The organism is Rufibacter ruber (assembly GCF_014138425.1).
Classification (GTDB): Bacteria; Bacteroidota; Bacteroidia; order Cytophagales; family Hymenobacteraceae; genus Nibribacter; species Nibribacter ruber_C.
Genome location: NZ_JACJIQ010000006.1, coordinates 307,623 through 328,696, shown reverse-complemented (window position 1 = coordinate 328,696; position 21,074 = coordinate 307,623). Strand labels below are relative to the sequence as shown.

The 21,074-nt window shown below is 49.0% G+C and carries 14 protein-coding genes; 10 read left to right on the top strand and 4 right to left on the bottom strand.

Annotated elements, in window-relative coordinates:
- Positions 1 to 1,223: 1,223 nt before the first annotated feature.
- From FHS90_RS09505 to FHS90_RS22750, 4 genes are all read right to left on the bottom strand, one after another.
- Complete coding sequence (locus FHS90_RS09505; protein ID WP_343049644.1) at positions 1,224 to 2,495, bottom strand: TROVE domain-containing protein; 1,272 nt, start codon at positions 2,493 to 2,495, stop codon at positions 1,224 to 1,226.
- The gene (locus FHS90_RS22420; RefSeq protein ID WP_246386820.1) at positions 2,483 to 2,755 is read right to left on the bottom strand and encodes a hypothetical protein; all 273 of its coding nucleotides are present in this window, start codon (positions 2,753 to 2,755) and stop codon (positions 2,483 to 2,485) included. Before FHS90_RS22420 ends, FHS90_RS09505 begins: the two co-directional genes overlap by 13 nt.
- Before the next feature lie 119 nt (positions 2,756 to 2,874).
- Positions 2,875 to 5,175, bottom strand: a complete 2,301-nt coding sequence (locus FHS90_RS09500) for a P-loop ATPase, Sll1717 family (RefSeq protein WP_182512870.1) — start codon at positions 5,173 to 5,175, stop codon at positions 2,875 to 2,877.
- Between the two features lie 68 nt (positions 5,176 to 5,243).
- Positions 5,244 to 5,396 carry a hypothetical protein gene (locus FHS90_RS22750; RefSeq protein ID WP_343049643.1) on the bottom strand — a complete coding sequence of 51 codons (153 nt, stop codon included), beginning with the start codon at positions 5,394 to 5,396 and terminating at the stop codon, positions 5,244 to 5,246.
- A 438-nt stretch (positions 5,397 to 5,834) separates the two neighbouring features.
- Between FHS90_RS22750 and FHS90_RS09490 the strand changes: the two genes are divergently transcribed.
- The 10 genes from FHS90_RS09490 (at position 5,835) to FHS90_RS09445 (ending at position 20,964) form a co-directional block, all read left to right on the top strand.
- Positions 5,835 to 6,569: a GntR family transcriptional regulator gene (locus FHS90_RS09490; protein WP_182512869.1), complete on the top strand. Its 735-nt coding sequence runs from the start codon at positions 5,835 to 5,837 to the stop codon at positions 6,567 to 6,569.
- A gap of 226 nt (positions 6,570 to 6,795) precedes the next feature.
- Positions 6,796 to 9,948 (top strand): SusC/RagA family TonB-linked outer membrane protein, encoded by a 3,153-nt coding sequence (locus FHS90_RS09485; RefSeq protein ID WP_182512868.1) that lies wholly within the window; start codon positions 6,796 to 6,798, stop codon positions 9,946 to 9,948.
- Between the two features lie 18 nt (positions 9,949 to 9,966).
- On the top strand, positions 9,967 to 11,448 hold the full coding sequence (locus FHS90_RS09480; RefSeq protein WP_066836271.1) for a RagB/SusD family nutrient uptake outer membrane protein: 1,482 nt from the start codon (positions 9,967 to 9,969) through the stop codon (positions 11,446 to 11,448).
- A 17-nt stretch (positions 11,449 to 11,465) separates the two neighbouring features.
- Positions 11,466 to 12,416 (top strand): ROK family protein, encoded by a 951-nt coding sequence (locus tag FHS90_RS09475; RefSeq protein WP_241499042.1) that lies wholly within the window; start codon positions 11,466 to 11,468, stop codon positions 12,414 to 12,416.
- Between the two features lie 6 nt (positions 12,417 to 12,422).
- The gene (locus FHS90_RS09470) at positions 12,423 to 14,201 is read left to right on the top strand and encodes a class I mannose-6-phosphate isomerase (RefSeq protein ID WP_066836273.1); all 1,779 of its coding nucleotides are present in this window, start codon (positions 12,423 to 12,425) and stop codon (positions 14,199 to 14,201) included.
- A 7-nt stretch (positions 14,202 to 14,208) separates the two neighbouring features.
- The gene (locus FHS90_RS09465) at positions 14,209 to 15,603 is read left to right on the top strand and encodes a sugar porter family MFS transporter (RefSeq protein WP_182512867.1); all 1,395 of its coding nucleotides are present in this window, start codon (positions 14,209 to 14,211) and stop codon (positions 15,601 to 15,603) included.
- A gap of 101 nt (positions 15,604 to 15,704) precedes the next feature.
- Positions 15,705 to 16,520, top strand: coding sequence for a hypothetical protein (locus tag FHS90_RS09460; RefSeq protein ID WP_153042765.1), 816 nt, complete (start codon positions 15,705 to 15,707; stop codon positions 16,518 to 16,520).
- 186 nt (positions 16,521 to 16,706) lie between these two features.
- The gene (locus FHS90_RS09455; protein ID WP_182512866.1) at positions 16,707 to 17,939 is read left to right on the top strand and encodes a DUF5005 domain-containing protein; all 1,233 of its coding nucleotides are present in this window, start codon (positions 16,707 to 16,709) and stop codon (positions 17,937 to 17,939) included.
- A 299-nt stretch (positions 17,940 to 18,238) separates the two neighbouring features.
- Positions 18,239 to 19,318 (top strand): DUF5005 domain-containing protein, encoded by a 1,080-nt coding sequence (locus FHS90_RS22745; protein ID WP_182512865.1) that lies wholly within the window; start codon positions 18,239 to 18,241, stop codon positions 19,316 to 19,318.
- Positions 19,319 to 19,413: 95 nt separating this feature from the next.
- Positions 19,414 to 20,964, top strand: a complete 1,551-nt coding sequence (locus FHS90_RS09445) for a sialate O-acetylesterase (protein ID WP_182512864.1) — start codon at positions 19,414 to 19,416, stop codon at positions 20,962 to 20,964.
- The last annotated feature ends 110 nt before the right edge of the window (positions 20,965 to 21,074 follow it).

Below are 21,074 nucleotides of genomic sequence, written 5' to 3'. Positions count from 1 at the left end.
CCAGGGCGCAGCACTGGCTTGCCCTGCATCTGCTAGCCTTTACAGCCTTGTTTATCCGAAAATTCAACCAAAATCAAAAACTCTAAACAGCTTCAATTTTATAAAGCTACTAAACATGATTAAATAATTATTATTCGTTTCACCTTTCCTTCTGTTTCTGGCCTGTTTTTATGAAATCAGGCCAAAAACAGAAGGGGTAAAGAATAACCAAGGAAACGGGCGACAAGCGACAAAGGCCTTTCTCTGGTGTGCATCTCATACACCAAGCCCCGTCCTTTGGAAGGAGAGGCCGCAGGTCTTGCACCTGCCCCACCAGCGTGGAACCGAAGTATCCCTTGCCTACGGCACCGTTTCCTGGCTATTTTTCTTAAAACTCATCCAAACCAGGTGCTTCCTGTAAAACAGGGAACAAGCGGGCGACAAACGGAAGGAGACTTTTGCGTTGCTCTACCTCTGAGCTACACCTCCCGCTTGGGGAGATGGAGGGAATCGACCCCCCGACACACGGCGGGACAGGCGAAGTAACTCCCGTCTACGGCACCTTTCCTTTCCTCTGGATTTCAAGCATGATGTCAAATTCTCTGCCTCTTTATCAAGTAGTACCTGTTGGTTTAGAAGGTACTATTGAATAGGCAGAGAGAAAAAGCAGGAAAGGGCGACTGGCAGCGGGAGTAGGTGCATGGCTCTACCACTGAGCTATACCTCTTTTCAGGGAGGTGGGGGATTCGAACCACCGGCCTATGCGTTGCGAGTTGGAAGTCGAAGTAACTCCTGCTTAACGGCACCTTTCCTTTCTCTTCAAACCTTCCGCCCGTTTGGCGGAAGGGCACTTTATTGATGTTCTTTTATAAGGATTTACTTTGGGCACCCCAGCAGATACTCCTCTTTGAAGCAGGCCGTTTCATTCTCACTTTTCTCTGGTTCAAGTTTCTAACTTGGATCTATTTTGAGCTGAAGTTTTCAACTTCAGTGAGGGGAATGCCTCAAGATACACATGGCTGATTCTCCCAGATTGCTGAAATCTATGGCGCGGAAGTTACTTCCGTGACGTACCAAGAGCGGGTTCAGGCATGCGCGGTTCTCCTGTGTAAACATCCCCCTTCGCCCCCTTCATAAGGGGAGTATCTGCTGGTAACACCACCCGTGGGTTTTGGCGATAATCTTTCTGTTTTTGGCCTGTTTTCCGGAAAACAGGCCGGAAACAGAAAAATGGCTTCACTTATTTACCCTTGCAACTCAATGGCTTCTACCATGGCCAGGGCATCGCCGCCGTTTTCCAGGGCCTCCAGTACCTCGAAGACTTTGTCTGACCAGCCGGCAATAAGGAACACGTCTTCCTGCAGGAGGCTGAGGGGGGCGGTGCCGTAGCCCGCCAGGTCAAAGAGGTAAAGGCGCGCGCGGGGGTGAAAGGCTTTGTATTGGGTCCACTCCTGCGCCAGGCTGTAGCCGTCATAGTAGCTGTTCCAGAGTTGGCAGTCGGTGAAGAGCATGATTTTGTCTGCCCGCACATAGCCCGCCCTCAGGTGATGCAGCACCAGGTGGCCGTTGGTGCTGTAGCCCACTTCGCCCTCGCGCCGGTGGAACTCCTGCACGTTGGCCAGCACGCCCCTGCGGGGCAGGTTGATGACCTTGAACGTATCCCCAAACATGCCCGCCACCACGCGCTCACAGGTGTGCTGCAGCAGCATGCCCAGCAACAGCCCTATGTCATAGAGCTGGATCTTGCTCTTAGCCGACACACTCTTTTGCATGGAACCCGACACGTCACAGGCCACCACCACTTTCTGCTCCTTGGAGAAGCCCCTCAGGTTGCGCACGCTGTGCTGCACGGCGGTCTCCAGGGCGTCTAGCACGCGGGGCACGTCTGGTGAGAACAGGGGCTGCACCTCGCGGTACGCCGAGAGGAAGCGGAACGGCAGCTGCCTGGCCTTCTGCACCGCCTGCGGGTTGGCCAGCGTCTGGCACACCTGCTTAATGTGCGCTTTGGACACGTTGGCTTCCAGAATGTTGCGCAGGTTACGCAGCAGGGCCATGTAGCCCAGTTTGCCGCTGTCTATGAGTTCTTCCCACTTGCTCCGGAACGCCAGATTGCGCTCGCCGCCGTTCCGGAACCGCTGCTGCCCCAGCGCCGACAGCTCCGTTTCCCAGGTGTAGGGGGTGGGCAGGGTGTTGGTGGCAATCTGGTCGAAAACGCTCTGCTGCTGCGTGTCTTTGGCCTTGGGGTGTGACAGGAACAGGGCGTCCCGCAGTTTGACCTCGGCGGCACGGTTGTACTTGGCAAACTGGTAGGCGTCAAAGCGGTTGAAGGCCAGGGCCACGCCCCGCTGCAGCTGCTTGGAGAGCCGGTGCAGTTTCTTGGTGCCTTGGCGCCCGTTCCGAAACTGGTAGTAGGCCAGCAGCTCGGTGATCTCGTCGGCGCGTTGCAGGGTCTGGGCCACGGCGCGGCTCACCAGGCTGTCGCCGCGGTGGGTGAGGGCCAGCTCTACCAGCAGCACCAGGGGTACGCTGCGCAGGTGCGGGTGCGGGTGTACACCGCCAGTTGGGCCACAAAGGCAGGCTCGTTCTGGGCCACCAGCGTCTGCAACTGCGTCAGCCGCGCGTTGGCGGTCTGGTAGAAGCCGTCTTGCAGGGAGGCCGTGACGGCCGCCGCGTACAGCTCGGCCTTCGGTCCCAGTTTCCAGGCCAGCGCCCCCTCATGGTTCAGGGTGGGGGCCTCGGTGGCGGTCGCTTTCGGTCTGAAGAAGTTGAATCGCATCGTGGAAGTGGTTAGTGAACGATGCAAAGGTGAGGGGCTCCTGCGCAGTCTTTTTGCGCAGGTGGAATTATTTCAAAAAAATAACACCATCGAAATATGGCGTTATGTTGAATTTTTATTTAGTTAATCATTAAGGCAGGCCAAAACGCAGGATTTATGGAGTAACCTGTTGTATTAACATTTTTCTTTAATAATCCTTTCAATAACCTCATGTTGTAATTCATATTGTAAATGTATTTGATATCATGTGAGTTTATTTTGATTCCAATGAATCCATACCATAGCAAAAGGTCGATTATTTTTTCTAATAATAAAGAGTTACTGATGCTTTCATTTATTATTTCTTCTAGTTCTCCCTTAGACATATCAACTTTACAGTTAATGAAATTATAAAGAATGTCTTCTGCTTCTGGAAGAATATCTCTAATTTCATAGCTTATGTCAGTAAGTAGATCTGTTGAAAAGGAATAAAATCCTTTTTCTATATCATCTTCTTCTATTTTTGTGTGGTTTAAGTTAATGGCGAAGCTCTTACAAGCATTGATTAAATTAATTAAGAACCTAGGTCGCATCAACGACCTTTCAATTAAATATTGTGAAGTCTCTTCACCCTTATAATGACTTACACAAACGTTTCTCCAAAGTTTTTCAAACTTCTCGTTATCATCTCCAAAGCTTGAAATAATCCTTAGTCTAATCAATTCTCTAAGTAAATCAGGATCAACCCAATCTAATCTAACTTTCGTTTCTTTTTGTCTATCTGAAGTTTCTGCAACTAAAAGCTCATAGACGTCATTCCTAAGAAAAATCACAGGGAATAAGTCTATTCTCTCTTTATCTACTTGCCTTTGTAATTGTCGAGTAGCATCAATTAAAGTTCTAATTATTATAAGATCTTCATGCTTTAACCCAGTTGATGGCCATCCTTTATCTATGTTGTCGAAAAGTATCCAAACTTTGTCTTTTTGTTTTAGGTATGAAATAACTTTGTTTCTTAATTCTTTGATATCATTCTTATAAAGAAGATCTGTGATTTCAGGGACTGATAATCTAACATTTGTAGAATTACCATATTTGGCTTTGTAAGATGTAGTTAGATTGTTAATTAAGATAGACATTCTTTCGGTAAAATCTCCCTCAGATGTATATGCCTCTTGAATATAAATTTGTTCTAACTCTCTATAAGGTTCAAATAGGCCACTTTGAGTTAAGTACCTTTTTTCATCTGTAACCAAAATTTTGTTCGTTAATTCAAGTAAAAGGATGTACTCCCAAAAAGCCATGATTGTATGTTGAAACGTGCCTTCTTGTAAATATTGTAATACAAGCTCCTTGAATTTTATTAATTGATAACCATCAGGTTTTAAATCTAAAACAATATTGGCTCCTCTGCCTCTTTCTTTATCTCTTATTTGAAGAAAGATGGCTGATTTACCTGATCCTTTTCGTCCAACTACTAATTGAACTTCTCCTCTCGCTACATTTCTGTATTCATCAGTAGGTAAATAGTAAGCTTTAAGAGTACGCATCTCATTTTCTGCAGAAGAAGCTCCTAAATCAAATTTTTGTAAATATGAAATATCTGGTTTTTCTTCAATTTCTTCTTGGTCTTGAAATGCTTCCACCATACTTATGGCAAAGTCTGCTATATACTTATTAATATCTTCAGGTACTCTATAGATTTTTACAAAGTCTCTATAATCAATCGGTACTGGTGATTCTGCATATTGCAATAAACAAAGTGATTTTTCCATGCCGTCAGCCAACCCAGCTAAGAAGGCAGCACGCAAATTATGTACTTCATAGTCTTCGTTTGTTTCAGAGAGCAAAGGTATTACTGCTCCATACGACTGTGCTATATGATTTATAGCATCGTAAGCAGACAAACGAGGTTGTTCATTTGGGTCAAAACTTCTAAAATTTAATCTTGCTTTCTTTATTCTAGCTGTGATTCTAGTAATAAAATCACTTTTATGTTTCGTATCCAGAAAGAATACCGGAACTTTTGTGTTTATAATAGGGGAAATAGGTAATGGTTTAGGTATATAGGCTTGGATAATTTTAACTAGTTCTTCTGAGTTTGTGTATTCTTTCCAACCAATTGTATCGAATATTCCAACTTCTCTTATAAAAGGTGCAGCCTCTTTAATTGAAGAATTTTTAACTAGAAGTAAGGGTTTGCCTTTCCCAATTGCATAGGCAACTTCATATGTTACATTAAAATTTAATCTTGTTATATCAGCAACAAAAACTTCTTCTTGGTTAATTTTAGCAATTATTTCATTTCGTATAAATGCCCCAGCTATATCCAACATCTTCCAAGTAGTGACTTGAAAAGCCGTATTATTTAGAAATTTTGCAGCTGTTTCAATAGGTTCACTGATTTGATCAGGCTTTCCGGGATATGCAAAGAAATACATCAGAATATAAATATTAGTTAGATTTTTCCTAAATATATAATTTTAAATATTCGAGTTGTAATAATTTTTCACTCCTCCTCCCAATATTGCTCATCCCCGCGCATACATACAATCTTCGGCGTGAAAGTCCCCACCATGTCCACCAGTTCCTGCTGGGCGGCCATGACCTGGTGGATCTCTTTGTAGGCCATGGGCGCTTCGTCCAGACCAGAGTTGATCACTTATGCCAACCAGTGGCTGCTGCATGCTCAGCTCCTCTTTTTGTTTTTGGGCTGTTTTTCTGAAAACAGCCCAAAAACAGAAAGCCAGATTCCTTCTGCAGGGATCGCAACTGTGTTCATAGGAAATAAAATTGCAATAGGTATACATATAGAGGACTACTTGCTACTAACTTACCCATGCCGGCTAATCAGACAGATTGACCTTCCAATCAAACAGATCTCCTTCCTTCTTTTGCTCTTCTTATAGGTGCTCTTCACGTGAAGGAGGAACAAGCTATTAGAGGTTTGATTTTCATTTTGTCACCATACTGGCTAAATGTGCGCAGCTGAATGACGAAATATTAAAAATATTCTTAAAAATTTAGGAAATATATTTTTTTACTCTACCTTTAGATCGTTGAATATGTATGAACATATAGACATATGTCTTTTGAAGGTATGAAGGTTTTTAACATAGATCATGGCAGTGCCATTCCTCTTCACCTACAGGTTGAGGATCTCTTGCGCGAACTTATTAAGAATCCTGAGTACCAGGAAGGCAAACTGTTACCCAATGAAGTAGCCCTGGCCAAACAGTTGGGTATTTCCCGTAACACCGTGCGGCAGGCCACCAACAAACTGGTGTTTGAGCGCCTGCTGGTGCGCAAGAAAGGCGTAGGCACCACGGTGGCCAAAGACAACATCACCACCAAACTTGACAAGTGGTCCAGCTTCACCCATGAGATGGGGGAGAAGGGCGTCACGTTCCGCAACTATGAGATTGAGGTGGCCCAGGTAGAGGCAGATGAGGAAATAAGGCGGCTGTTTAACATTACCCGCAAGTCTAAAGTGGTTAAACTGGAAAGGCTGAGGGGCCTTGACACAGGCCCCGTGGTGTATTTCATCTCCTACTTTCACCCCCGCGTAGGATTAACCGGCAAAGAAGACTTCACCCAGCCGCTGTATGACATGCTGGAGCGCACTTACCATACTGTGGCCTCAGTGTCTAAAGAAGGCATCAGCGCCATCTTGGCAGACAAAGAACTCTCAGAGAAATTAGAGATAGCCGTTGGCGATCCTGTCCTTTTCAGGAAAAGGGTAGTCTGTGACCCAGGCGGCCGGCCTATTGAGTATAACCTTGGCTTTTACCGGGCAGATAAATTTACCTATACCATTGAGATAGAAAGAGGATAGGCGTTTCCTGCCGGGCAGGAAGATCTATGTACAGAACGTGTTGCTTTAATAAAACGTGCCTCCTTCATGCCTGGCTAGGATGGCGCGTGCAGGAGAGCGGGCACCTGAACACCTTCTTTTAGACTGTTCCTGTTGGGATTAAGGCTTTTTAGGCTTCTTATATGTCTGAACATATGAACATATAGATTATAGTTCCTTTTGTTTAACCACTGTTGCATACGTACATATGATTTTCCATCAAAAAAGGTCTCTTGTTTTTGCGCTTTTCCTGGGCAGCTTGTCCTGTGGGTACAGTGGGCAAGCAAGAGCCGCCAGCCGATTAAGGGCTTTCCAAGCCCCGGCAACACGCACCGTCACAGGGAAAGTAACCTCTAAAGACGGGAACGAAGCGTTGGTAGGGGTGAGCGTTTCTGTAAAGGGTACCACCACGGGTACCGTTACCAATGCGGCGGGTGAATACTCCATTGCGGTACCCGGAGATGATGCCGTGCTGGTGTTTTCTTACATTGGTTTTGTCACCCGCGAGATTCAGGTGAAAAACCAGTCCACCCTGCCGGTGGTCTTAAGTACCAATGCGCAGGAACTCTCACAAGTGGTGGTGATTGGCTACGGCACCACCACCAAAAGCGATTTAACTGGCTCTGTGGCCTCTGTTAAGTCAGAAGAGATTTTGGCTACGCCTACTACGTCTTTTGAACAGGCGTTACAAGGCCGGGCGGCCGGGGTGCAGGTCACCCAGACCTCAGGCAAGCCCGGCGCCGAAGCCTCTATCCGGATCAGGGGAACCAGTTCCATCAACGCGGGCAACGAGCCCCTGTACGTGATTGACGGCATGCTGGTGAGCAGTGACGGCAATGATATGGCCTTGGGGGTGAACCTGGGGCCGCGTATCAGTGCCCTGTCTACCATCAACCCCAATGACATTGAATCTATTGAGGTGCTGAAAGATGCATCGGCCACGGCCATTTACGGTTCAAGGGGGACCAACGGGGTGGTGCTCATCACTACCAAGCGCGGCAAATCAGGTGTTGGTACCGTCACGTTTGATACCTACTATGGGGTGCAGCAGGTGGCTAATAAGTTAGATGTTTTGAACGCAGCTGAGTTCGCAGATTTGGTGAACGAAGCCAAAATCAACGCCGGCCAAACACCCATCTATAACAATCCCACCAGCCTAGGGGAAGGGACTGATTGGCAGGACGAGATATTCAGAACGGCCCCCATGGCAAATTACCAGCTTTCCTTCGCCGGAGGCGATGACAAAACCAAATATGCCATTACGGGCGGCTACTTCACCCAGGACGGCATCATCAGAAACTCAGACTTTAAGCGCTACTCATTCAGAGCCAACCTGGACCGGGATCTGAGTGCTAAGCTCACGGTGGGTAACAGCCTGAGCTATGCCCGCATCACGTCTTCTGGGGTATTAACCACCACGGAGACCATTGTGCCGGGGGTGACTTCCTCTGCGTTGCAGTTCAACCCAATCCTGCCGGTGTACAACGCCAATGAGCCGGGCGGCTACACGTTTGAGAACCGTGGCGGGAATTACTTAGGAAAGACCCTGGGCAATCCGGTGGCCGATGTAAATGAATTCACCTCCTATGGGGTGACTTCCAGAATCCTGGGGAACGTGTACGCCCGCTACAAAATTCTGGAGAATCTTGAGTTCAGGACCAGCTTTGGGATTGATGGGTTCTCCTCTAAAGAGAATGCCTTTGGTCCTAACTTCCTGAAAAGAACCCAAGCCAGTAAGGGAGAGGCGTCAATAGGCACCGTGACCGGTCTTACATGGCTAAATGAGAACACGCTTACTTACAAACCTGCCATCCATGAGAACCATAAAGTAGATTTCTTATTAGGGTACACGCTGCAGGAGTTTAACAACGAGAGCCTGCTGGTGATGGCGTTTGATTTTCCGGATTCCCGCACCGGCTACCATGATATTTCTGCTGGCCTGCTGCCGCAGAAACCAGCCAACGCGGAGTCTAAGTGGAGCATGGTCTCCTACCTGGGTAGAGCCAATTACACCCTGTTTGACCGCTTCCTGTTCACCCTAACGGGTAGGGTGGACGGATCCTCCAAATTTGCCGCTGGTAAGCAGTATGGCTTCTTCCCGTCTGGAGCGGTAGCCTGGCGTATCTCAGATGAAGCGTTTATGCAGCCGTTTACCTTTCTTAATGATTTGAAGCTGAGAACCAGCTACGGCATCATTGGGAACCAGGCCATTCCTCCGTATCAATCTCTGTCTTTGGTGGGAGCCTACGGACAAGGAGTGTTTAACGGAACAGAGGTATATACCGGGAGAGAGCCGCTCACCTACGCCAATAAAAATCTGAAGTGGGAGACCACCGCTCAGTTTGACATTGGAGTAGATGCTGCCTTCTTGAATAACCGCATCACGGTAACCGCAGATTACTACAAGAAGAAGACGTCTGATCTGCTGCTGTCTACCCCCATCCCGTACACCAGCGGCTTTAACTCTACTGTGCTTAACGTGGGAAATATCCAGAACCAGGGGGTGGAGCTGGACATCCGCACCATTAACACCAAAGGCCGCTTTGACTGGAGAACTTCGGTCAACTTTACGTTGAACCGCAACAAAGTCACCAACCTGAACAGCGAAGTAGACATTCTCATGGGTGGGGGCACGCTGCTGCGGGTGGGTGAGCCGGTAGGTACCTTCTACGGGTACATCTTTGACGGCATCTTCCAAACCGATGAAGAGGCGCGTACCAGTCCTGTGCTGAAAGGGCAAGAAGCTACATCTTCTAACCCGGCGTCCCGCGCCCGCGCCGGTGACCGGAAGTACCGTGACATCAATGATGACAAGGTGATTGATGAGAAGGACAGAACCATCCTGGGCAGTGCCCAACCTGATTTCACCTGGGGCATCAACAACAGCTTCTCCTTTAAGGGCATTGAACTGAGCTTTTTCTTCCAGGGATCGCAGGGGAACAAGATGGCTAACCTCAATCTGTTTGACCTGCAGAATTTTAACGGCCAAACCAACGTGCTGGCAGAGGCCGCCCTTAACCGCTGGACGCCCTCCAACCCAAGCAGTGAGTACCCAAGGGCCTTGGCGTCAGGCAGCCTGGACAACGGTGTCTTTTCTTCAAACATAGTGGAAGACGCTTCTTACATCCGCCTGAAAAGCGTGACGCTGGGGTACCAGGTGCCCACCACCCTTACTCAGAAAGCGAAAGTGAAGAACCTCAGAATCTACGCCAGCGCCACTAACCTCTGGACCATCACCAACTATTCAGGCTACGACCCAGAGGCTAACACCTTTGGACAGAGCACCGCCGTGTTTGGGGTAGACAGAGGCGGGTACCCGCAGGCGAAGACATATCTGGTAGGGCTGAACATTGGGTTTTAATCTTTGAATGCTATAACCATGAAGACATATTTCATCTCACTCAAAAAATGGGCAGCAGTGCTTTTGGCGGTACTGGTGTTGCCCTCCTGCCAGGATTTTCTGGAGGAGGACCCGAAGAATTTTGTGGCCATCACCAACTACTATAAAACCCCTGATGATGCCATTGCCGCGGTCAATGCCATTTACGCCTACCTCAACTCAACCAGCACCGGTTCTACCGCAGGAGTGTACCACAGTTCCTTCTGGGTAGCGGCTGGTCTGGCCTCAGATGAGCTGTTGAATGCCCATCCGTTTGCGCCTGACCTGGACCAGCTGGCCACTTTTACGCATGGCCCACAAAACGCAGCATTATTGGAAATCTGGGCCATGCATTACAAAGCCATCACTATCGCTAACATCGCCATAGAACGCATTCCGGGTATTGCCATGGAGGAAAACCTGAAGAACCGGTTGCTCAATGAAGCCCGCTTCCTGCGCGGTCTGCTTTATTTCAATATGGTGCGCATGTTCGGGAGCATTCCGTTGCTCACCAAAGAAGTAGAGCCCTTAACCCCTGCGGTGGCTACCCCTGACCAGATTTACGCCCAAATCATTACTGACTTAACTGCCGCCGAAGCGCTCCCATTAAATTATGTGGCGGGCAATGGGAAAGGCAGAGCCACCAGAGGTGCCGCAAAAGCCCTGCTGGCCAAGGTGTACCTCACCCGCAAAGACTGGGATAATGCCGCCAAAAAAGCAAAAGAGGTCATTGACTTAAACCAGTATGAACTGTGGGAAGACTTTGCTGATGTTTTTAAGCTGTCTAGCCGCAACGGGAAGGAAGCCATTTTCTCGGTTGGTTTTGGGGACCAAGGCGGAGCTATAAGTTTCTGGGAGGTGGGACAGTTCAATGTAAGGTTACTCCCTTCAGAACTAAGTGCTGAAGGTGTGGAAAATGCCCAAGGCTGGCAAATCCCTACCCTGTACCTGTACAATTCATATGACTTTAACGACCGGAGAAGGGAGGTCACTTTCCTAACCCAGTATGTGAACAGAAGCGGCGCGGTCACCCAGATAAGACCCTACATCCAGAAGTACTGGGACCGAGCGGCTGAGCCCAAAGGTAATGGATCTGCCAACGACTTCCCGGTACTGCGCTACGCAGATGTGCTCCTGATGTACGCTGAAGCTAAGAATGAACTGAATGACCAGGCCACTGCGCATGAGTACATCAATAAAGTGCGCAAGAGAGCGCGCTTTGACGGAACGGAGTACCGCACCACAGTGCCAGACTATGTTAATCTAACCAAAGAGCAGATGCGCGCTGCAATCATAAAAGAGCGCGCTATGGAATTTGTGGCTGAAGGGCACCGGTGGTTTGATCTGGCCCGCACGGGTACTCTGGAAACGTTGGTGCCATTGGCAAAGCCGGGTGTGGTGCCTACGGCCAAGCACTATCTGTTCCCTATACCGCAACGGGAGCGTGATCTCAACCCTAACCTTCCGCAGAACAATTACTAATAAACTACTTGCTGAGTATGATGAAGGAACCAATAGCCATTGCCATGGATCTAGGGGGCACTAAGATCAAATTAGGCCTGGTGCAGGGGGGAAAGGTATTGGCCATGACGCAGATGGATGCTTATTCTGACCAGGGGTTGAGAGGACGGCTGCCATATATCCGGCTGACCATTGACTCTCTGCTGGAAGAAAACAAGCTCGCGGCCCCGCAGTTGGGCGGAGTGGGGGTTTCCATTCCGGGTATTGTAGACAGCGTGCAGAAACGAGTCCTTTCTATTGATAAAAAGTTCGGCGACGCTCCGGAAATTGATTTCACAGCCTGGGCCAGGGAGGCATGGGGCTTGCCCATCATCCTGGAAAATGATGCCCGGGCGGCTTTGGTTGGGGAATGGCAATATGGCAATGGCAAGGGAGTGAACAATGTGGTATTAATGACCTTAGGAACCGGGGTAGGTACCTCGGCCGTGATAGAGGGAAAACTGCTTCGGGGCAAACATTTTCAGGCAGGTATCTTGGGGGGGCACTTCACCATCAACGTTGCCGGGAGGCTTTGCAATTGCGGTAATGTGGGCTGTGTGGAGGTAGAAGCCGCCAGTTGGAGCATTGAAGACAAAGTGAAAGCGCACCCAAATTATACCAAAAGCCTGCTACGGGTAGAGCCTAAAATTGATTTTGCCGCACTCTTCCGGTGGGCAGAAGAGAAAGATGCCCTGGCGCAACAGCTACGCGACGAGAGCCTAGATGTCTGGGCTGCCTGCGCCATTAACCTTATTCACGCTTATGACCCCGAAGTACTGCTGGTGGGAGGGGGCATCATGGCCAGTGGCGCCTACATCATTCCCTACCTACAGGAAAAGATAAACCAACTGGCTTGGACCCCTTGGGGGAAAGTGGAAGTAAAACCAGCCTCTTCTTTCAACAGTGCCGCTCTCTTAGGAGCCGGTTATTTAGTGTTACACCAAAATTGATCAGTTTTGAAAAAATCAAATTACGATAAGTTCCCAGAGATTAAAGTCAGCGGACATAGCTGTGTAGTAAGTTGGGAGGCCATTGCCCAAACGCTTCAGCCACAATTAGCAGACAAAGCGGTGATAGCAGTGGATTGTTACCACGGTGTTGACACCGTCAATGTCTTAACCAGTCTGGAGGAGAAACTTCAGCCATCTGCTGTGTTTGACGCCTCCGCCGCCTTCAAATCTGAGGGGCAAATCAATGAGCTGGTAAAAGAATATGTCACTGATGATCCGGTGTTCGGGTACATTGCGCCACTCCACCTTACTGATTTCTTTGATGCGCAGAAGCTGGCGGCAATGAGGGAAGAGATTGAGAAGGTGCCAAATGGGTTGGTGTTGGTGGTAGGGGTTGGAGCCGGTTTGGTGTACCCCAATCCAGATGTGCTGGTGTACGCAGATATGCCCCGCTGGGAAATCCAATTACGGTTCAGAAGGGACAAAGTAGGGAGCCTGGGAGTCTTTAATGAAACAGAAAGCTTCTCCTATCTCTACAAACGCGCCTTCTTTGTTGATTGGCGGGTGTGTGACAGGCACAAGAAAACCTTGATGGATTCTTGGGACTTCCTCTTAGATACCACCAATCCCGATACGCCCAAGCTCATTACCGGGACAGCCTTTAAAGAGGCGTTATTACAGACAATTAGCCAGCCTTTTAGAGTGGTGCCATTTTTTGATCCGGGCCCTTGGGGAGGGCAATGGCTGAAAGAGGTGATAGATTTAGACCGCTCTGAGCAAAATTTCGCTTGGGGGTTTGACTGCGTGCCTGAAGAGAATAGCCTCTTATACCGGTTTGGGGAGAATGTAGTAGAAGTGCCCTCTTTGGATTTGGTGTTTGCGCATCCTAGAGAGTTGTTGGGGGCTGAGGTCTTTGAAACGTTTGGAGACGAATTCCCTATCCGGTTTGATTTTCTGGATACCATGGAAGGCGGCAACCTGAGCCTACAGGTACACCCCCTCACCGAATACATCCAGGAGAAGTTCGGCATGCCTTACACTCAGGATGAAAGCTACTACATGCTGGAGGCCAAGGAAGACGCCTTTGTCTATTTGGGCATGAAAGACAACGTGGTGCCTGAGAAGATGCTACATGAACTGGAGGCGGCCCAAACCCATGGTCATTATTTTGAGGCGGAGAACCATGTGGAGAAATGGCCGATCAAGAAGCATGACCACGTGCTGATTCCGGCGGGAACGGTGCATTGTTCCGGGGCTAACAGTGTGGTGCTGGAGATTAGCGCCACTCCCTACATTTTCACCTTCAAGCTCTGGGATTGGGGACGCATGGGACTAGACGGCAAGCCAAGACCCATCTCCCTAGAGCACGGCAAGAATGTGATCCAGTGGGACAGAACAACCCAATGGACGCAGCAGAACATCATCAACAAAGTAGAATTGGTGGCTGAGGAAGATGGCTGGCGCGAGGAAAGAACCGGTTTGCATGAAGGCTCTTTTATTGAAACGCGCCGGCATTGGTTCTCAAAGGCTGTTCCCCACCATACCAATGGGGTGGTGAATGTGCTCAATCTTATTGAAGGTGCTGAGGCTATTGTAGAGAGTCCTTCCAATGCCTTTGCTCCCTTTGTGATCCACTACGCTGAGACGTTCATTGTGCCAGCCGCCGTGGGAGCCTATACCATTCGGCCTTACGGGGCCGGTGAGGGCAAAGAATGTGCTACGCTCAAAGCCTACGTGAGAACCCCACTCCACTTTAACGCAAAGTATTCCATCACTAAAAATTAGTCTCTTTATGGAAAAGACCGGAAGTACCTGGTTTGTGTACAGAATCACCATGGTGGCGGCCGTAGGTGGACTCCTCTTCGGGTATGACACCGCCGTGATCTCGGGAGCCATTGGCTTCCTACAGACCAACTACAATTTGTCTTCTGCCATGATGGGTTGGATTGCCTCCTGTGCCATTCTGGGATGTATGCTGGGGGCAATGTTTGCCGGTGGGCTCAGTGACAAAGTGGGCAGGAAGAAGGTGTTGATGCTTTCAGCGGTTCTTTTTGCCGTTTCATCTGTGGGTACGGCCATGCCACCTAGCCTGACCTGGTTTGTGGTGTTTAGATTAATTGGAGGACTAGGCATTGGCATTGCGTCTATCCTAGCTCCTATGTACATCACAGAAATTGCCCCCGCCGCTATTAGAGGGCGGTTGGTCTCTATCAACCAGTTGGGCATTGTCACCGGTATTCTCCTCATCTACTTTGTGAACGCCGGTATAGCAGGTCTGTATGATGAAGCTTGGAATATCACCACGGGCTGGCGCTGGATGTTCGGCTCGGGCATTATTCCTTCGGTCATTTTTATGGCGCTGCTCTTTTTTGTGCCCGAAAGCCCGCGTTGGCTGGCGAAGAAAGGGCAAGTGGAGGAGCCGCTGGCTATCCTTACCAGAATCAACGGCCCACAGAAGGCGCAGGTGGAGTTGAACCAAATCAGGGAAACCCTTTCAGAAGAGACCGGCACCTTGGGCGAGCTGCTGAAGCCGGGACTGCGAAAGGCCTTTTTCATTGGGGTGGTGCTTGCTATCCTTTCCCAGATCACAGGGATAAACGCCATCATGTATTATGCGCCAGAGATTTTCAAGTCAACCGGAGACGGCTCTGACTCTGCCTTGTTGCAGACAATTCTGGTAGGTACAGTGAACCTGCTCTTCACCATTGTGGCTATTAAATATGTAGACAATTGGGGAAGAAAGGGACTGCTGCTGGTTGGTTCTGCGGGCATGGCCGTTTGCCTCCTCATTATTGGTGGTGCCTTCTATCTGGAGATGGTGAAGGGGTACGTGGTGCTGGTCTTCATCTTAGCCTACATCGCCTTTTTTGCCGTGTCTTTAGGGCCGCTGGCCTTTGTGATTATCGCCGAGATTTTCCCTAACCGTACCCGAGGCAGAGCCATGTCTATCTGCTTAAGTGCCCTCTGGATAGCTGTATTTGTGGTTTCCCAGTTCTTTCCCATCCTGCTGGAAGCCATAGGAAGCGCCTATACCTTCTGGATTTTCATGGTCATGTCTGTCATCACCTTTGTCTTTGTTTGGCGCCTGGTGCCGGAAACAAAAGGCAAAACGCTGGAGGAGATAGAAAGGTCATGGACCCACGTGCAGCCTAATTCCCTAGAACCACAATCCATGGTAGTCAAATAGGTTAAGAACACATTTCAGTACTGCTGTTCCTTCTTACAAAATCATCTTTACAGACCAAATTTTCACTCCAAACTGACTAACAAACTCAAAAGCTAATTCCCATGAAAAAGACAAAATCCTACCTCTTTACCTGTCTAGCCTTGGTGGCTATGACCTTCTGGACAGCCTGCTCAGACGATGAAAGTACCCCAGACGGACCAGCAGTGTCCTTGTCAAAAGAAGATGTATCTGGCAAAACGGGGCAGAACATTGAAGTGAAAGTGAATGTTGCCGCACCAGGAGGACTGAAGTCGCTTACTGTGACCAAACAGGTCAACCTGCAGAATGACAATACCTTTGGCACCAACGGTGTGCAAACCATTCAACTGCCTGCCACTGCGCAGAACAACTACGAGCATACCTTTACCTATACCCATGCTCCCAATGAGGTTGATAAACTGGTAGGTTTCACGTTCAAAGCCACAGACGCCAACGGGAAAACCACAGAGAAAGTGCTTACGGTGAATACCGTAGCCTCTGGCGAGCAGATCATTTATTCTTACCGCTGGAACCTGAAAGGCAAAATGCACACCACGCCTAACCCAGATGTGAATGACCTGAAGGATTGCGAGACAGATGATTCCTTTGTGTATAACCAAAACGGCACCATGGCGGTGAACTACGGCACCAAAGCCTGTACGTTTGACGGGTTCAACGTGTATTCTGGCTGGACTCTAAGCGCCGATGAGAAAACCTTTACCCAAACGTATTCAAGTTTGTTTGATCCTTCTAAGGTGACCGTAGAAACTTATAAGGTGAAGTCGCTCACCAAAGACCGGATGGTGTTGGAAATCACCATGGATCTGTCAGAATTCGGGCCTCCTTACACCGCAAATGAGACGTTTGAGTACACCTTTGATGCCAGCCCTAAACAATAAGATGTAAGCTCTCTTAGCTTTCCTGTTTTTGGGCTATTTTTCTAAAAATAGCCCAAAAACAGGAAGTCAAGATTTCCTCAAAAGTGGCTTTGGTGATTCTTGCCAAATGAACCACTTAAAATCTGCATCGACTTGCTTTCATTAATAATGAGATAATCCTTCTCCTTTTCTCCTAAATCCTTTTCAATGAATTTTCATAACCAGATTATAAAAGGAGCGGCGTTGCTGTTGCTGCTCTCTACAGCTTCATGTTCCTCTGAGAAAATTGATTCAGGAGAGGAGACACAACAGAAGCCCGTGAACACAGATATCAACTCCTTAAAGTTCAAAGTGGAGGAGGCCCCAGAATGGACGGCCCTTTTCAAAAGGAACTCTGGGTGGTTTGGGGCCGACGGCATCTTTGCCATTCCTAAAAACGGAGTAGATACAGCAGGAGCCGGGAAAAGCACCGAAACCATGCTGGTGTTCAGCGATACCATGATAGGGGATATTAAAGACGGCAAGTTGAGCCCCGGTTATAAAATGATTCACAACTCGGTAGCCATCATCAAAGGGAGCACTCCTTCGCCGGAGAACATTACCTTTTACTGGGACAAAAACGCTGCGGGGCAGCACATATCCGTTTTTGAGCCCAAAACACCTGCCACCAAAGACGGTGATTATTATTGGTTAGGAGACGGCTTTGTCAACACAGCCAAGAACAATGATACCTACATTTTCGGGTACCGCGTGCGGGACACCGGGGCGCAGGTGTTTGGGTTTCAGGAAGTGGGCAATGCCTTGATCATCCTTCCAGCGGGCAGTAAGCCGCCGTTCAAAGACCAGCGCCAAATAGATACGCCCTTCTACCTGGCAGGCAGTAATCCTGAGGAGTACGGGTCATTGGGTGCAGGCATTTTTGTGAACACCAAAGAGGCTGGGGCGCCTAAACCTGATGGGTATGTGTACGTGTACGGGGTGCGGGGGAAAGCCAAAAACGTGATCCTGGCCAGAGTGCTTCCCGCTGATATTGAGAATTTTGGCAAATGGCGTTACTGGGACGGGACAGGCTGGAGCGAAGACATCAACAAACTCGCTAACATCACAGACCGAGCCTCTAATGAGTTAAGCGTGACGCCGCTGCCAGACGGGCGGTACGCCATGGTTTTCCAGACCGATGGTATTGGTAGGACCGTAGGCCTGCGACTGGGGCTTAGCCCGCAGGGACCATTCGGCCCTATCATTAACCTCTGGGACTGTACCGAAGACATAAAAATGGACAAGGATTTCATTGTCTATAACGCCAAAGTACACTCCAACCTTTCTGAGCCTGGTGAGCTGTTGATCAGCTACAACGTGAACTCCTTTGACTTCTTCAAAGACATTCTGGTACATCCTAATCTCTACCGCCCACGGTTTATTAAAGTAAAACTGCAATAGGTTTAGAGATTCTATTCTTTACTTCTTGGTTTCCGTTTTCGGGCTGTTTTCTTGAAAACAGCCCGAAAACGGAAATAGACCCTTAAGCACTAGAGGTTGAATCTGTCTCATTAAAATCATTTGAAACCAAGGTCACTTCTTCCATGATGTATAGCCATTTTCCCCGCCGCTTAAGAAGGAGGCCGGTTCGGTACTTGTCCTATGGGCTTTTGTGTTTGCTGGGGGCTGGTTGTCAGAAGGATAAACTGGTGGCGCAAAATGAGAAAACATCTCAAGCCCCTACTTCTCAACTGGAGGTTGTGGCAGATCAGAAATGGGATAAAATGCTGGTGCGCACATCGGGGTGGCTAGGCGGGGACGGACTTTACAGCATGCCCTTGAACGGAGTCAGAAGAACGGGCGGCACCGGAAAGGCAGAGACCTTTCTGTGGTTCAGTGACACCATTGTGGGCGAAATAGAGGAAGATTCCCTGCAGCCGGGTTGGGAAATGATCCATAACTCGGTGGGGTACCTGCGGGGCAATTCGCCTGATCCCAGTAAAATAGATTTCCACTGGGGCAAAGACGAAATAGGGAAACCTGCCGCCATGTTCCATCCCAACACAGCCCAAGCACAACCGGGAGATTACTATTGGCTGGGTGACGGTTTCTTCAACCACCGCAGAGACAGCACGCTCTACCTCTTCGCATACCGCATCAAAAAGATGCCAGGGGGGGTGTATCCGTTTGAAGATGTGGGGGTTTCTTTAATCGCGTTGCCCAAAGGCAGCCGTCCGCCCTTCAAGAACCACCGTCAGCTAGACACTCCTTTGTTCCAGAAAGACAGCCAAGGCAAAGGGAAAGTAGTGTTCGGGGTGGCCGTTTTGGCGAATACCATTGGTGCGGGGGCTCCCAAGCCAGATGGCTACGTGTATGTGTACGGCGTGCGTGGAATTGGGAAGGAACTTCTGGTGGCCAGAGTCAAGGACGAAGCTTTTGAGGACTTCAGCCAGTGGCGCTACTGGGACGGAAACAGTTGGAATATAGACATTCATCAAGCAGCCGCGCTGACCAACCGGGTCTCCAATGAGATGAGCGTGACCTTTCTGGAAGATGGGCGGGTATTGGCCACTTACCAGTTAGACACGGATGCCCCTACCGTCATGGTTCAGGCAGGACAAACGCCTGTGGGACCGTTCCAACCGGCAAAAAAAATTTTTGAGACCCCAGAGATTTATAATGATCTGGACTTCTACACCTATAATGCCAAGGCCCATCCGCATCTCTCCAAACCAGGCGAGCTGTTGATCAGCTACAACGTGAACTCCTTTGACTTCTTCAAGGATATTCTGGTACATCCCAACCATTACCGCTCCCGGTTTATCAAAGTGAAATTGTAAGAGCAAAAGCTAAGCACAGGTGCGTTTTTGGCCTCTTTTGGTCAAAATAGCCCCAAAACAGAATTTATCTACTCAACAAGTGAATGCGTTGCCACATGAAAAGAAGTTTCTATGCACTGCTGATTTTGTTTTGCCTGTCAGGAGCTACTTTGAGCAACGCAGACAGTTATGAAAAACAAATTTCCTCTCAGGAAAACGTAGTGGAGGTTGAATTCTCTGTGGCTTCCATTCTGCAGAGCAACATGGTGGTACAGCAGGCGAAACCGTTTACCCTGTGGGGGACTGCCCCCGCTGGCGACACCGTGTTTCTTGCTGCTGACTGGACAGGCACTCAAGTTCCTGCTGTGGCAGATGCCGCTGGCCAATGGAAAGGGCAGTTGCCCGTACCCGCCGCCCAACCCAATGACTTCACCCCGCATGCCATCACCGTCTTCTCAAAAGGTAAAAAGATCATTCTGTCAAACGTGCTCATTGGAGAAGTATGGCTCTGCAGCGGGCAGTCTAACATGGACATGGAAATGAAGCCCCAGCTGCCGTGGCTGAGAGGTGTATTGAACCATGAAGAAGAGATTGCGGCAGCGAACCACCCGGCCATACGGCTGATCAATATTGAGAACAGTTTCAAAAAGGAGCCCCAGGCAAATGCCAAAGGAACCTGGCTGGTCTGCTCCCCTGAAACCGCAGGAGACTTCAGCGGAGTGGCTTATTTCTACGGGCGTGAACTATTGCAAAAACTCAAAGTACCTATCGGTTTGGTGGTGGCCTCGGTAGGAGGTTCGGCCTGCCAGGCCTGGGCCAGCCGTGAAGCCCTGCAAACAGACCCTGTGGTCAAAGCCAAGTATCTCACACCGTATGACCTGAGCCCGCAAGCGAAAGAAAACCTGGATTCCATTAAGACTTTGGAGAAACTGTTTGAGGTGCTGGAAAGGCCTACCTTGCTGTATAACGCCATGATCCATCCGCTTAAGAACCTTTCTGTCAAAGGCTTCCTCTGGTACCAGGGAGAGTCAAATAAAAAAGACGGAAGTGCTTACACCCGCCTGTGCACGGCCATGCTCCAAGGCTGGCGGAAGGATTTTGCCCAGGGAGACCTACCTTTCTATTTTGTACAGGTCACGCCCTACAATTGGGAAGAGAAAGATTCTACCTTAACCTATTACGCCAAACTCCGCGAAGCCCAGGAGGCCGTGTTGCAGGTAAAGAACACGGGCATGGCGGTCACCATGGATATTGGGGAGGTCAATGACATTCATCCGCGTAATAAAAAAGACGTGGGGATACGCCTGGCAAAAATTGCCTTCGCCAAAACCTATGGGCAACCAGAAACGGTGCATCAAGGGCCAACCTTCCAATCATTTACGTGGAAGGGAAACACGGTAAGGATTTCCTTCCGGAAGGAGAGCCTGGGCTCTGGTTTAACCACCTCAGACGGATTGGCACCCAAACATTTCTATGTGGCAGGCAATGATCAGGTATTTTACCCTGCCACCGCAGAAATAGTGAGGGACCAGATTTGGCTCACCTCAGAGAAGGTGAAAAAGCCAGTAGCCGTACGGTATGCCTTTACAAACTTTCCCGTGACGAATCTGGCCAACAAAGAAGGCTTGCCCGCCCAGCCTTTCCGCACAGACTCTTGGGAGAAGTAAATCATTTTCTTTTACCGCACCTTTTAAGCAGCGCATTCTCAAATAGCTTATCACTATCAAACAAAAGATAAATATGTTCCTCAAACACTGCACTAAAGTATTAGGCTATA